This window comes from Amycolatopsis deserti, assembly GCF_014653945.1.
Taxonomy (GTDB): Bacteria; Actinomycetota; Actinomycetes; order Mycobacteriales; family Pseudonocardiaceae; genus Amycolatopsis_E; species Amycolatopsis_E deserti.
Map to the genome: position 1 here is coordinate 430,581 of NZ_BNAU01000002.1, position 13,589 is coordinate 444,169.

At 69.9% G+C, this 13,589-nt stretch carries 14 protein-coding genes; 3 read left to right on the forward strand and 11 right to left on the reverse strand.

The genetic code is table 11. The annotated features are described in order from the left end of the window. The first annotated feature begins 50 nt into the window (after window positions 1-50). On the forward strand, window positions 51-377 hold the full coding sequence (locus tag IE290_RS10495) for a putative quinol monooxygenase (RefSeq protein ID WP_191244356.1): 327 nt from the start codon (window positions 51-53) through the stop codon (window positions 375-377). A gap of 15 nt (window positions 378-392) precedes the next feature. On the opposite strand, the gene IE290_RS10500 is transcribed toward IE290_RS10495, so the two are convergent. After that, a complete protein-coding gene (locus tag IE290_RS10500) occupies window positions 393-530 on the reverse strand; it encodes a hypothetical protein (protein ID WP_191244357.1) in 138 nt (45 codons plus the stop codon). Between the two features lie 142 nt (window positions 531-672). Here IE290_RS10500 and IE290_RS10505 point away from each other — a divergent pair, with 142 nt between their 5' ends. Further along, the gene (locus IE290_RS10505) at window positions 673-1,158 is read left to right on the forward strand and encodes a Clp protease/crotonase-like domain-containing protein (RefSeq protein WP_191244358.1); all 486 of its coding nucleotides are present in this window, start codon (window positions 673-675) and stop codon (window positions 1,156-1,158) included. Window positions 1,159-1,215: 57 nt separating this feature from the next. On the opposite strand, the gene groL is transcribed toward IE290_RS10505, so the two are convergent. From groL to IE290_RS10545, 8 genes are all read right to left on the reverse strand, one after another. After that, a complete protein-coding gene (gene groL / locus IE290_RS10510) occupies window positions 1,216-2,865 on the reverse strand; it encodes a chaperonin GroEL (protein ID WP_191244359.1) in 1,650 nt (549 codons plus the stop codon). Between the two features lie 39 nt (window positions 2,866-2,904). Then, window positions 2,905-3,930, reverse strand: coding sequence for an NAD(P)-dependent alcohol dehydrogenase (locus IE290_RS10515; RefSeq protein WP_191244360.1), 1,026 nt, complete (start codon window positions 3,928-3,930; stop codon window positions 2,905-2,907). After that, complete coding sequence (locus IE290_RS10520) at window positions 3,927-4,664, reverse strand: iron-sulfur cluster assembly protein (protein WP_191244361.1); 738 nt, start codon at window positions 4,662-4,664, stop codon at window positions 3,927-3,929. The genes IE290_RS10515 and IE290_RS10520 overlap by 4 nt, the downstream gene beginning before the upstream one ends. Then, a complete protein-coding gene (locus tag IE290_RS10525; RefSeq protein ID WP_191244362.1) occupies window positions 4,661-5,695 on the reverse strand; it encodes an amidohydrolase family protein in 1,035 nt (344 codons plus the stop codon). Before IE290_RS10525 ends, IE290_RS10520 begins: the two co-directional genes overlap by 4 nt. An 82-nt stretch (window positions 5,696-5,777) precedes the next feature. After that, window positions 5,778-6,128 carry a propane 2-monooxygenase effector subunit MimD gene (mimD, locus tag IE290_RS10530; RefSeq protein ID WP_229874387.1) on the reverse strand — a complete coding sequence of 117 codons (351 nt, stop codon included), beginning with the start codon at window positions 6,126-6,128 and terminating at the stop codon, window positions 5,778-5,780. Further along, complete coding sequence (locus IE290_RS10535) at window positions 6,125-7,225, reverse strand: aromatic/alkene monooxygenase hydroxylase subunit beta (RefSeq protein WP_191244363.1); 1,101 nt, start codon at window positions 7,223-7,225, stop codon at window positions 6,125-6,127. The genes mimD and IE290_RS10535 overlap by 4 nt, the downstream gene beginning before the upstream one ends. A 20-nt stretch (window positions 7,226-7,245) precedes the next feature. Continuing rightward, window positions 7,246-8,292 carry a 2Fe-2S iron-sulfur cluster-binding protein gene (locus tag IE290_RS10540; protein ID WP_191244364.1) on the reverse strand — a complete coding sequence of 349 codons (1,047 nt, stop codon included), beginning with the start codon at window positions 8,290-8,292 and terminating at the stop codon, window positions 7,246-7,248. Between the two features lie 71 nt (window positions 8,293-8,363). Next, window positions 8,364-10,001 carry a ferritin family protein gene (locus IE290_RS10545; RefSeq protein ID WP_191244365.1) on the reverse strand — a complete coding sequence of 546 codons (1,638 nt, stop codon included), beginning with the start codon at window positions 9,999-10,001 and terminating at the stop codon, window positions 8,364-8,366. 185 nt (window positions 10,002-10,186) lie between these two features. On the opposite strand from IE290_RS10545, the gene IE290_RS10550 reads away from it, so the two are divergent. Continuing rightward, window positions 10,187-11,968 (forward strand): sigma-54-dependent Fis family transcriptional regulator, encoded by a 1,782-nt coding sequence (locus IE290_RS10550; protein WP_191244366.1) that lies wholly within the window; start codon window positions 10,187-10,189, stop codon window positions 11,966-11,968. A gap of 9 nt (window positions 11,969-11,977) precedes the next feature. Here IE290_RS10550 and IE290_RS10555 read toward each other — a convergent pair whose 3' ends face one another. Continuing rightward, window positions 11,978-12,766, reverse strand: a complete 789-nt coding sequence (locus IE290_RS10555) for an HpcH/HpaI aldolase/citrate lyase family protein (RefSeq protein WP_191244367.1) — start codon at window positions 12,764-12,766, stop codon at window positions 11,978-11,980. Continuing rightward, window positions 12,766-13,581: an HTD2 family dehydratase gene (locus IE290_RS10560; RefSeq protein ID WP_191244368.1), complete on the reverse strand. Its 816-nt coding sequence runs from the start codon at window positions 13,579-13,581 to the stop codon at window positions 12,766-12,768. The genes IE290_RS10555 and IE290_RS10560 overlap by 1 nt, the downstream gene beginning before the upstream one ends. Window positions 13,582-13,589 lie beyond the last annotated feature (8 nt).

Here is a 13,589-nt window from a genome sequence, read left to right on the forward strand (position 1 = left end):
GGCGCCGGGTGTTACACCAACCCGGACACAGTCGGCAGAAGGAGCAGCAGATGATCTTCATCACGGCCAAGTTCCGCGTCAAGGACACCTACGCCGACCACTGGCCGGAGATCGCGCGGGAGTTCACCGAGGCGACCCGCGCGGAGCCGGGGTGCCTGTGGTTCGACTGGTCCCGCAGCGTCGACGACCCGGCCGAGTACGTCCTGGTCGAGGCGTTCGCCGACGCCGACGCCGGCGCCCGGCACGTGCGGTCCGCGCATTTCCGGGCCGCGCGGGAGACGCTTCCGAAGCACCTCGCCGAGACGCCGCGGATCGTGAACACGGTGGTGGACCAGGACGACTGGTCCGAGCTCGGCGAACTCGCCGTGCGGGACTGACGACGGGTGTGGCGCTCAGCCGCCCGCCGGGTCGATCCGCCAGCCGGCCCGGACCAGGTCGCCGAGCGCCCGCTCCAGGCACCCCACGTGCTCGAGGGTCTCCTCCTCGGTCCGGTCCTCGACGACCGGCATCGACAGTTCTTCCAGCGTCACCGCGACCATCCCTTCGTCCCCGGACTCGCACTCCCCCGATGACACCAGAGTGCGGTCCCCGCGGAGGTCTCATTGTGAGACAGGGGCGGCCGCGTCGCCTCGGTAGCGTGCGGGCACCGGAAGCGCTTGCCAGGAGGCGACGATGCTGGACCTGCACTACCAGTCGGGAGCGGTGGTGGTGCGTATCCGCACCGCACCCCGGCCGCTGGACACCGAGCTGCTCGACGGGCTCGCCGCGGCCATCACCTACATCGGCCCCGCGCACCCGATCGTCCTCACCGGGGCGCACGGCGTCTTCGCACCGGATGTCGCGCCCACCGGTGTGCCCGCCCGCGCCGCGGTGCTGGAGCGGTTGCCGCTCGTCCTGGAGGCTCTGCGGAGCCATCCGCTTCCGGTCGTGGCCGCCCTCAACGGCGACGCGATCGGCGCGGGGTACCGCCTGGCCGAGGCCGCCGGCGTCCGGATCATCTCGGGTGGGGTCGTCCAGCCCGCACCGCCGCGCGGGGTGCGCTACGGCCCGCGGGCCGCGGTGGCCGCCGGCCTGGCCGACGTCCACTGTGCACCCGGCGACTTGATCGGCGCCGCCCTGGAGCACGTGCGGGCGCACCTGCCCGTCGCCGCCGGCTGAGCAGAAAGGCCCCACGCGCGTCCCGGAGAGGACGTGCGTGGGGCCGTTGTGCGCCGCTCAGTAGATGTTGGACGGGCGCACCATCCCCTCGGCGAGGTCCCCGGCGCCGGGAGCGATGATGGCGCCCGGGTTGACCAGCACCTCTTCCACGATCGCGGTCTCGGTCGTGATCAGCAGGGCCGCGATGGACGCCGCGCTCTCCAGCGCCGAGCGGGTCACCTTGAGCGGGTCGACCACACCGGCGGCGAAGAGATCCGTGTATTCGCCGGTCAGCGCGTCGAACCCGCCACCGTTGTCCATCCCGGACACCCGCGCCAGCACCTCCTCGCCGTCGTAGCCGGCGTTGGCCGCGATCCACCGCAGCGGCTCCCCCAGCGCGCGGCGCACGATCTCCCGGCCCTGCGCCGCGTCACCGTCGAGCCCGACCAGGTCGACGCACCGCGCGGCCTGCGCCAGGGACGCCCCGCCGCCGGCCACGATCCCTTCCTCCAGCGCCGCCCTGGCCGCCGCCAGCGAGTCCTCGACCCGCAGCATCCGCTCCTTGAGCTCGACGCTGGTGGCGGCGCCGACGCGGACGACGGCGATGCGGCCGGTCAGCCGGGCGATGCGCAACCGCAGGCTGTCCTGGTCGTGCTCGATGCGGGCCCGCTTGAGCTGTTTGTCCAGCTGGCCGATCCGCGCCCGCACGGCCTGCTCGTCACCGGCCCCACCGATGATCGTCGTGGTGTCCTCGGTGATCGTGATGTGCTCGCAGCGGCCGAGGTCGGCCTCGGTGACCTCGGCCAGGGTCAGCCCGGAGTCGTCGCTGATCACCCGGCCGCCGAGCGCGGCGGCGAGGTCCTCCAGCTCGGCCACGCGCCGGTGGCCGAAGCCGGGCGCGCGGACCACGACCGCGGGGTAGGTGCCGTGCACGTTCCCGCTGAGGATCATCTGCAGGGCGGGGCCGTCGACGTTCTCGGCGAGGATCACCAGCGGCCGGTCCAGGCGCCGGGCCGCCTCCACCGTCGGCATCAGGTCCTGCACCTGGCTGATCTTCTTGTTGGTCAGCAGGATGGCGGGGTCGTCGTAGGAGACCTCCATCCGGTCCCGATCGGTCACCATGTACGGCGAGGTGTAGCCGTGGTCGAACTCGATCCCGTCCACCAGCTCGACCCCCAGGCCGGGCTCGTCGGACTCCTCCACCTCGACGACACCTTCCCGGCCGACCGCGGCGAGCGCCTGGGCGATCACGCGCCCGATGCGTTCGTCGTCGCTGGCGGCGAGGGTGGCGATCCGCTCCAGCTCGGCCTCACCGGACACCTGGGCCGCGGACTTGCGCAGGTACTCCACGACGGCCTCGACGGTCTCCTCGATGCCGCGGCGCACCCGCATCGGGTTCGCGCCCTCGCCGAGGGCGGCCAGCCCCTCCCGCACCATCGCCTGGGCGAGCACCGTCGCGGTGGTGGTGCCGTCGCCGACGGCCCCGTTGGTCTTCATCGCGACTTCCTTGACCAGCTGGGCGCCCATGTTGGCGAACGGCTCCGCCAGCTGCACCTCCCTGGCGATGGTGACGCCGTCGTTGGTGATGGTCGGCGGACCGGTCAGCTTCTCCAGCACCGCGTTGCGCCCCTTGGGGCCCAGGGTGACCTTGACCGCGTCGGCCAGTGTGTTCACGCCGAGTTCGAGCCGGCGCCGCGCCTCGACGCTGAACCGCAGCTGCTTCGCCATGATTGCTGTTTCCTTTCCGTGGTGGGAAGAACCCGCGATTCAGGGGATGAGGATCGCCCGGCCGCGGACCTTGCCCGCGCTCAGGTCGTCGATGGCCCGCTGGAACTCCTCCAGCCGGTACTGGGCGGTGTGCAGTTTCACCTTGCCCTGGGCGGCGAGCACCATCAGGTCCTGCAGGTCGGTGTAGGAGCCGACGAGGTTGCCGATGAAGTTGATCTCGGTCGAGATGATGTCGATGGTCGGCACGTCGATGTTCTCGCCGTAGCCGACCACGTAGTAGTTGCCCGCGCGGCGCAGCATACGGACGCCCTCCGACGTGGAACCGCCCTCGCCGACGAAGTCGATCACCGCCTCGGCGCCGTGCCCACCGGTCAGTTCCAGCACCGCGCGCACGTGGTTGCCGTCGGCCACCACGGTGACGTCGGCGCCGACCTCTTCGGCCAGCCGCAGCGCGGCGGGGTTGCGGTCCACGACGACGAGCGTGGCCGCGCTCATCGCCTTCAGGCACTGGATGCCGATGTGGCCCAGACCGCCGGCACCGATGATCACGCACACCTCCCCCGGCCGCAGCACCCTCGCGGCCTTCGCGGCGGCGTGCTGCGCGGTCAGCCCGGCGTCGGCGAGCGCGGCCACGTCGGCGGGTTCGAGGCTGTCGTCGAGCCTGACGCACGAGCGGGCCGAGGTGAGCAGGTACTCGGCGTACCCGCCGTGGCTGTCGATGCCGGGGAAGCGCGAGTTCTCGCAGTGCACGTCGTCGCCGAGCCGGCAGGCCCGGCACAGGCCGCAGGTGATCAGCGGGTGGAGGATCACCTTGTCCCCCACCGCCACGTTCGTGACCGCGTCCCCGACGGCGTGCACCCAGCCCGCGTTCTCGTGCCCGATCGTGTAGGGCAGGGCGACACCGGATTTCTCCGCCCACTGCCCTTCCAGGATGTGCAGATCGGTGCGGCACACGCCCGCCGCGCCCACCCGGACCACGACGTCCAGCGGCCCGGTGATCTTGGGTTCCTCGACGTCGCGCAGTTCGAGGTTGCGGTGGTAGCCGGTGACCTGTGCGGCTTTCATGGGTGGCTCCTGGTGTTGGTGACGACCGGGGCGGAGCCGGCGGGATCGACGCCGGCGTAACGGGTGGCGAGCAGGCCCCGGCAGAAGTGGGCGTTGCCCTCGATGGACACGCGGGTGGCGGTGGCCAGCCGCAACCGCAGCGCCACGTCGGACCCCGTGACCGGGGTGCCGTCGTGGTCCACCATCACCCGCGCGTGCGAGTGGTTGGGCAGTCCGACGGCCTCGCGCCGCCGCATGAGGGCCGACTTCAGGCGGCCCTCCGGCAGGTCGAACAGCTCCAGCAGCGGCAGCTCCTCGATCGTCCACGCGCCGCTGGCCAGCACGGACCGGCAGCACCGTTCCATCGCGGCCAGGTGAGCCTTGCGCTGGAAGGTGCGGCGCAGTTCGTCCAGGCTGTCCTGCGCCTCCACGCCGAAGGTCCCGACGTAACCGAGCCCGGCGGCGGTTCCAGTGTTGATCTTGTCGGAGTCGTGGTGGTCGTCGAGCAGCACCCGCACCCGCCCCACCCCGGGCACCGTCGCCAGCGCGTCGTAGGCGTCGGCCACCATGAGGTAGGCGAAGTTGGGGGCGCAGAACGAGGTGGGCAGGCGCAGGTGCACCTCCACGCCCTCGTCGTCGATCGCCACGGACCGGACGAAACCCAGCTCGGTCACCGGCTCGTCGAGTTCGGGGTCGAGCACCGTGGACAGCGCCGCGAGGACTTCGGCTTCCACGGACACGGCGGTCTGGGTCATGAGGCACCAGCCCCCGCCGCGACCTCGGCGTCCGCGTCACCGGCCTGGGTCGGCAGGCGCAGCTCGCCGGGCACGTCCAGGTCGTACAACGCGGCCGCGTTGAGACCGAGGATCTTCTTCTTCTGGTCGGTGGTGATCGGCGCGTACTCGGTCATGTTGGCGGGGATCTGGAAGTCCACGAACTTCTCCACCAGCCACTTCGGCGTCCACAGGGCGTAGTCGCTGCCGAAGAGGATCTTGTCCTCGCCGATCCAGTACAGCAGTTCGCCGATGATCTGGGCGAAGTAGCGCGGCCGCGTGTGGATGAACGGGATCGCCACGGCCAGTCCGCCGTAGACGTTGGACTCCTGCGTGGCGATCCAGCAGAAGTCCTCCAGCCGCGGCAGCCCGACGTGCTCGACGATGAAGTTGAGGTCGAGGTAGTCGGTGGCGACCTTGTCGATGTCGGCGACGTCGAAGGCGTCCCGGTCCAGCGGCCGGATCGTCGGTCCCTTGTGGACGTGGATGTTGCGGATGCCCAGTTCCAGGCACTCCTCGAGGTAGCGGCGCGACCACGGCTCGTCGAGCTTGTAGCCGCGCGAGTCGCCGTGCCATTCGGCGGTGTAGAGCTTGACGCCCTTGAGCCCGAACCGTTCCGCGTCCCGGCGCAGCTGTTCCAGCCCGGCCTCGCCGTGGCGCGGGTCGTAGGCGTGGTTGTAGGTGAGCTTGTCCGGGTGCTGCCGGGTGAGCCCGAACGCTTCCTCGGTCTGCCCGAACCCGGTGTGGTAGAAGTCGCTGAGCAGGGTGGCCTGGAAGATGGCGTGGTCGACGTAGCCCTCGCCGAAGAGGTCCTTCATGAACCGCTCGGCGCCGTAGTAGGTGTAGGTGTCGTAGTCCCAGACGACCTCTTCCGGGCTGAGGTTCTTGTGGTAGTCGTAGAAGCAGTCGATGAACTGCTTGCCGTGCACGTTCTTGTGGTTGGACGCCCGGCCGTCCCAGATGTGGACGTGCCCGTCGACCACGTAGTACTTTTCGCCGTCCTTTTCGTACATCGCTCGCCCTTCGCGGTGCTGGTGCTCGGTGGAACCGTGGTGGCGGGCCTGCCCGGCCCGCCACCACGAGTGCGGGGTTTCGTCAGCCGTGCGCGGACAGGTCGAAACCGATGTACTCGGCCGCGTCCTCCGGGTTGGCGAACAGCAGGGTGCGGTCGTCCAGGTGCACCATGCGGCCGTAGTGCGTGGAGCTGATCTCCTCGAAGATCGACCCGTCGAACGGCTCACCGAGTGCCTCGGTCAGCTCGTCGTAGTCGAACTCCAGCAGCCGGGTGCCGTCCACGCGGATCATCGACGGGTACTCCACCAGGGACACGCCGTTCTTGGCCCCCATCACGTCGGCGACCACGCGCCCGATCGGGGTGTTCATCAGCGTGACGCCGCACATGTTCGACGACCCGGCCTGCGAACCGAACTGCATGGTGCTGCTCACTTGTCCAACTCCTTCGGGGTGTCCAGCCCGATCTCCTCGAGCAGCTGGGCGAACTTCTCCTTGGTGGCGGCCAGCGAGTCGGCGAACGTGCGGGCCTTCTCGGCCGGCTGCGACCAGATCGGCTGCAGCGCGTAGGCGGCGTCCAGGCACGGCGGCACCCACTTCGCGAGCCACTGGCCGAACAGCTCCCGGTTGCTCTCGCCGAACTGCTCGTCGCGGGTGAGCATCCGGAACAGCGCCCGCGTGTAGCCGAGGTCGCGGCTGTAGTCGTACTCGCCGGTGCCGACGATGGTCGGGGTGATGTAGTCGCCATTGGTGGCGGCGATCTGCATGACCAGCTCCGACCGGAAGAGCTGGCCGACCAGCTGCTCGAACACGACGTTGGTGCCGAACAGCAGCTCCGCCCAGTCACCGACCGCGGTGAGCTCCTCGACGGCCTTGCGGGTGGGCTGCCACTCCTCGGCCGAGGCCCAGACTTCCTTGTGCACCGAGCCGTCGAAGGTGTCCAGCGACTCCGACAGGTCCAGGTTGAACAGCGCGAGGTCCTGCGCGAAGCGCATCTTGTGCGCGGCGTTGACGGCCACCGCGGTGTTGATCATGTTGGTGGGGCCGGACCGCTGGATCGAGGTGAACACGTGCAGCGCCATCCCGTTCTCGGCGTGCATCCAGGCGCCGAGGTTGCGGGCGATGAACTTCTGCCACGCGGTGTTCCAGTTGCCGTAGGCGCCGGCGCGCTTGGCGTTCTCCAGGCACAGGGAGACCTGCCGGACCACCGCGGAGTTGTTGCGGTAGATCGTCTGCTCCCACTCCTCGTTCGGGTCGAGGAAGGCGTGCCAGTTCGACGATTTCGCGGAGGTCCACTCCTTCGGGTAGCCGCCGGGCCCGTCGCCGAAGCCGTAGATCCAGCCCTGGCTCAGGTGCCGCTCGGGGTCCGGCTGCACGTCGACGGTGACGTCCTCGTACACGGTCGCGCGCAGCTTGGCCGGCTTGAAGTAGTTGTAGGCGCGGCTCTTCGAGCTGGGGAACTCGAGTGCGCCTGCCTCGGAGTCGGTGAACTCCACCTTCGGGAAGCTGCGCGTCTTCGCACTGCTCGTCATGTGTTGTCTCCTTGCGATGTCTACTCGTCGCGAACCGATGTGGTGAACTTGTCGTAGAACACCTGGTCGTCCGGCACGCCCTGGCGGGCCGCCAGCGCCAGCGCCGCGTCCACCATCGGCGGCGGGCCGCACAGGTACACCTCGCTGCGGTGCAGCTCGGGCTCCCTGGCCTCCACCACGTCGGTGACCATGCCGGGTTCCGCGGTGACGCCGAGCCCTTCGGCGCCCTCGGCGGACTCCGAGAGCGCGACGACGAACCCGAAGTCCGGCAGGCGCTCGCCGAGTGCGCGGATCTCGTCCAGGTAGAACAGGTCCGCGGCGGTGCGGGCGCCGTAGTAGAAGCGGATCCGGCGGGTGTCCCCGGTTTCGCTGAGGTGGCGCAGCAGGCTGAGCACCGGGGCCATGCCGGCGCCGCCCGCCATCAGCACCAGGGGCAGCACGTGCCCGTTCTTGAGCGTGAAGTTGCCGTACGGCCCGGTGAGGTCGATGGTGTCGCCGGGCGCGATCCCGTCGTCCAGCAGCGACGAGAACTTGCCGCCCGGGTACTTCTTGATGACGAACTCGATGTGGTCGCCCGAGGACGGGATCGTGGCCATCGAGAACGAGCGGTGCTCGTCGGTGCCGGGGATGGTGAGGTCGGCGTACTGCCCGGGTTTGAACTCGTAGGCGGGCGGGTCGACCGGTTTGAGCTTGAGCCCGACGATGTCGTGCGTGTGCTCCACGACCTCGAGGACCTCGGTCCGGATCTGTTGCAGCGGGGCGGAGTTGAGCAGCTCTTCCTCGTCGAAGTTGAGCAGCTCGATGGTGCAGTCGCTGAAGGCGTGCGCCCGGCACAGCAGCACGTAGCCCTCTTCGACCTCGGCGTCGTTGCAGGCGAACGTCGAGTAGCGCTCCATTTGGATGTCACCGTCGAGCACATACGACTTGCACGCCGAGCATTGGCCTTCGCGGCACCCGTGCATGAGGTGGATGCCCTGGCGGAACGCGGCGTCGAGGATCTTCTCGTCCTCGCCGACCTCCATCTCGATGTCGACCGGTTCGAAGGAGATGCGGTGCTTGTCGGCCATTGGTCTCTCGATTCTCCGGAGGGGGCGGACGGCGGTGGGGGCACACCGCCGTCCGCGGGTCCTCAGGCCAGTCAGGCGACCGTGACGTTCGGGTTGGCGCGGTAGGCCGCGGCCCACTCCTCGCGTTCGGCGTCGGTCATCTGGTTGAGCGTGACGTTCGGGCTGGCGAACCGGATGCCCCGGATGTCGTCGAGCGTCCACAGCTTCTTCGGGTCGTCCAGGTCCAGGTGCGGCTGCGGGATGAGGGTCTTGCCGTCGTCGCGGACGTAGCCCAGGTCGGCGACGATGTCGGCGAGATCGCGGTCGTGGTGCAGCGTCTCCCACTCGCGCTTGCCGGTGAGCCGGCCCATGTTGGGGGTCTCCCGGCCCTCGTACTCCGGGCGGAAGGCGACCTTGTCGGTCCAGGCGCAGGTCTCCGAGCAGTAGGTCCGCCACTGGTCGTCGACCTTGTCGACCACCAGGTCCTCGCGGACGAGGCAGGGCACCATGCAGGTCCAGCACCGGTGCGGGTACTCGTAGCCGACGTCTTCGAACGCGATCGGCTTGTTCCGGCCCGGGTAACGCAGCCGGTTGTAGGCCTCCCACCACTTGCCGAACTGGCTGTACCAGCCCGGGTACTTGTCCTCGAACCACTCGAAGTCGGCGTCGGTCATGCCGTCGATGCGCCAGTAGTTCACCGGCCAGCCGGTGGCGAAGAACTGCGCCACGCGGTGCACGTAGAACTTGTTGGTGATCCGGTTCCACGCCTCCTCGACCAGGTCGTGCGGGATGACCAGGCCGTACTTCTCCAGCGGGAGCAGGTAGCTGCGGTAGTAGTCGTCGTAGATCCAGCGGCGCCACATCTCGGCGTAGGACTCGCGGTCCTTGCGCCGGTCCTTCGTGCCGTACTCGATGAACGTGCCGATCGCGGCGTCCACCACGCAGTGGTTGTTCCACCAGGCGTAGCGCAGGTCGCGCTCCAGCAGCGGGCGGTTGCGCTCGTCGGCCAGTGCCATCAACAGGATGGAGTAGCCGTTGCTGATGTGCCGCGACTCGTCGGACTGCACCGAGTGGAAGACCGTCGGCAGCAGGTAGTCGCCGTTGGCGGCGGCCTCGTCGGGCATCGCGACGAACAGGGTGTTGGTGAACGCGGTCTCGGCCACGACCGTCAGGTAGATGTTGGCCGCGGTGATCGCGTCACCGGTGATGAACCCCTCGCCGAACTGGCGGCCGATGGTGCCCGCGTAGTTGTTCGCGAACGCCTTCTCGGTGATGTCGAAACCCGCCGGGTCGATGTAGTTGTTCATGTACAGCTTCTTGAGGTTCATCTGGATCGTGGAGTGGCGAACCTCGTCGATCATCTGCACCGCGAGTCCGTTGTGGATCTCCGGGTTCGGCACCGCGTCGATGGCCATCGGCATCGCCCGCGCCGCGGAGATCTCCGGGAACGGGATGATCGACAGGAACAGCTTCTGCCACTCCAGCCAGCGCTGCTGCACCTGCCGGAACATGTTGCCGCGGATCGCGCCGTCCATCGCGCCGAAGACGCGGTTGTCCTTCTCCTCCTCCATCGGGAAGTAGGAGCGCATGATCTGCTTGAGCGGGTCCTTCTTGGGGGCCTTCTCGAACGTGTAGTCCGTGCCGAACCGGGTCGCCGGCGTGGCGAAGGTCGGCTCCCAGGACAACTCCGTGATCTTGTTGTGCGCCTTGGTGAGACTCTGCCTGCTCAATTCAGCCTCCTCGGGCCGGGGTCTCGCCGCCCGGCAGTCGTCACTGACGGGGGAGAGTGTGTTGCGCATCGCAGGTGAGTTCTGTCTCAATGTGAGACCGGGACACTGCACGATCTCGGCCACGATGTGTTCTCGTGGGCGGATCAGCCCAGCGACCACAGCACGCGACGTCGAAGGAGACGGTGGTGACGAGGCCAGGACACCGGTCGGAACCGCAGGTCAGCGCGTTGCGGGAGAAGTTTCTGTCCAGGCCGGTGCCCGAGCTGGCGGGCGTGCGGGAGATCATCTCCGCGTCGTGGCGGCGCGCGCTGGAGCACCGGATCGACGCCGACGAGCCCGACCCGATCTTCGTACCCGACCGCGACGAGGACAGCCTCCTGGTGCGTTGCGCGAAGCCCATCCTGGAGAACCTGACGACCGAACTGTCCGATCACCCGGTCGCCATCCTGCTCACCGACGCCGACGGCCTCGTGGTGAGCCGCTCCAGCCCGGACCACGCGCTGCATTCCGGCCTGGACCGGATCTGCCTCGCACCGGGCTTCAGCTACGCGGAGGAGTCGATCGGGACGAACGGGATCGGCACGACACTCGAATGCCAGCAACCCGTGCTCGTGTCCGGCTTCGAGCACTTCAACAGCCGCCTCGCGGCCTTCGAATGCGCCGGCGCGCCGATCCACCACCCCATCCGCGGTCACCTGGTCGGCGTGCTCGACCTCACCTCCTGGACGGGTGCGCCGGGCCCGCTGCTGCTGACGCTGGCCCGCACGACGGCGAAGCGGATCGAGGAGGCGATGCTCGCCGGGGCGGGTGCGCGTGAGCTGGCGCTGTTCCGCGAGTACCTCGCTTCCTGCCGGCGTGGCTCGGGCGCCATCATCGCCGTCAACGAGGACGTGGTGATGGTCAACAACCACGCCCAGGACCTGTACGACGCGGCGGACCGGGCGGCGCTGATCACCCACACGGCCGATGTCGCGGGGTCGCCGACGCCGGCCACGGTCCTGGCCGACCTCCCGTCCGGGGTGGTCGCCCGGTTGGAGTACCGCCCGGTCCACCACGGCTCGACGCTGGTGGGCGGACTGTTCCGGGTGAAGAACCAGGCGGTGCCCCGGCGCGCCGCCGGTCGCGCCGAGGTGCGGCTGCCCGGGCTCGCCGGCAGCAGCCCGGTCTGGCGGCAGGCGTGCGCCGCGGCCGAGGCGAGCATCACCGGCCGGAACTGGCTGGTGCTGACCGGCGAGACCGGGACGGGCAAGACGGCGCTCGCCCAGGCTGTCGCCCGGCGGCACGCGCCCGGCCGGCAGGTCGTGCTCGACTGCGCTCCCGTGGGCGACTACGAGGCGTGGGCGCACGCCCTGGCCGACGAGGTGAGCTGCGGAAACTCGCCGGTGGTGATCCTGCGTCACGCCGACGCGCTCACCGAAGAGGGGATGCAGCGCCTCTCGGAGTTGTTCACCACCTGGCAGGCCGCTCCGCCGGACGAGGCGCCGGCCTGGGTGGCCGTCACCGTGGGTGAGGACCCGCGCGGGTCCGAGATCCACAACTGGCTCATGCCGTTCTTCGCGCACACGGTCGAGGTGCCGCCGCTGCGCCACCGCATCGAAGATGTGCGCCCTCTCGTGCCCGCCCTGCTGGCCCGCCACGCGGGCAACCGCGATCTCGAGGTCTCGGACGCGTGCCTGCGCCAGCTGATGCGGCTGCCGTGGCCGGGCAACGTCGGTCAGCTCGACGACGTGCTGGCGCAGGTCTCCCGGCGGCGCCGCACCGGTGTGGTCGAGGTGGACGACCTGCCTGCCGAATGCCGGACCGTCACCCGGCGCCAGCTGACCCGCCTGGAGATCATGGAACGCGACGCGATCGTCCGCAGCCTCGCGGCGAACAACGGCAACAAGGAGCGCGCCGCCGCCGACCTCGGCATGTCGCGGGCCACGATCTACCGCAAGATCCGGGCGTTCAGCATCGTGCCCGGCTGAGGGAACCGGTCAAGAGCGATACCGCGCGCGGGCGAGGATCGTCTGGGCGCGGAGGATGACCGGGCGGTCCACCATGTGGCCGTTGTGGACGGTGACGGAGCCGTCGGTGACGCAGGCCAGGACTTCTGTGGCCCAGTGGATTTCGGTGGGGGTGGGGGTGAAGGCGGTGTTGACCGGTGCGGTCTGGTGGGGGTGGATGCAGAGTTTGCCGGTGTAGCCGAGTTCGATGGCGTGGGCGAGGTCGGCGTGGAGCGGCTCGGGGTTGTCGAGGGTGGTGGTGACGCCGTCGATGGGGGCGGCGCGGCCGGTGGTGGCGGCGGCGAGCACCAGCGTGGAGCGGGCGTGCTGGAGGGCGGTGTGGGAGGTGGGGTCGAGGCCGAGCTGGGCGGCGAGGTCGATGCTGCCGAACGCCGGGCGCACCACCGATGCCGCCGCGCACACGTCCACTGCCCGGGTGATGCCCAGCGCGGTCTCGATCAACGGGATCACCAGGGCCGGGATGGCGTCCAGCACGGCTGGGTCTTCGGCTTTGGGCACCATCACCGCGGTGGCGTGGTCGGCGACCGCGGCCAGGTCGTCGGTGAACCAGGGGGTGCCGGGTGCGTTGATCCGCACCACCGCGGGGTGGCCGGCGGCCAGCCAGGACCGCACGTGCTGACGCGCTTCGGCCTTGCTGTCCGCGCCGACCGCGTCCTCCAGGTCGAGCACGACCACGTCGCAGCCGGAGGCGGCGGCCTTGGCGAACCGGTCCGGGCGGTGCCCGGGCACGAACAGGAAACTGCGCGCACTCGCCACCATCAGGCCTCCCGCAGTGTTCCGGTGGCGGTCTGGCGCCCGTGCAGGTCCCGCGCCGTGGTGGTGACCCCGTCCGCGTCCTCGACCGCGGCCACGACGAGTCCCTGGTGGTCGAACAGGGGTGACACCAGCCGGTAGGAGAACGCCCCCTGGCCGTTGTGGCGGGTGGCGCGGGCGGCTTCGGCCATGGCCAGCGCCTGCAACGGCCCGTGGGTCAGCAGCCCGGGATAGCCCTCCACGTCGCGGGCGTAGTCGCGGTCGTAGTGGATGCGGTGGGCGTTGTAGGTCAGCGCGGAGAACCGGAACAACAGGGTGGGGGTCACCGCGATCTCCCGTTCACCGGGCCTGGCGGGCGCCGCCGGTGTCCCCGCGGCCGCGGGCGGGGCGGCGGAGGTGGCGGTGCGGTAGACGATGTCCTGCTGCTCGTCGACCACCACCCGCCCGCCCTGGGAGATCCGGTGTTCGACCACCACGAAGGTCAAGGGCCCGGACCGGCCCTGTGTGTCCCGCACCGACAGCACCCGGGTGCGCCGGGTCGCCGGCTCCCCGCACCGCAGCGGTCCGTGTGTCCGGACCCGACCGCCGGCCCACATCCGCCGCCGGCCCTGGCCCGGAGGCGCGGGCACGCAGTTGCGCACCGGGTGCCCGTCCGGGCCCAGATCGGCCTGCGCGGGCCGGTCCAGCAGATACAGCCAGTGCCACAACAGCGGCAGGCCCGCCCCGCCCGCCAGATCCGGCACCGGCACATCCAGCAACGCACCCAGCGCCCGCGCCGGCTCCGGCAGCAACACCTCGGTGCGCTCGACGACCTCCGACATGACCCTCC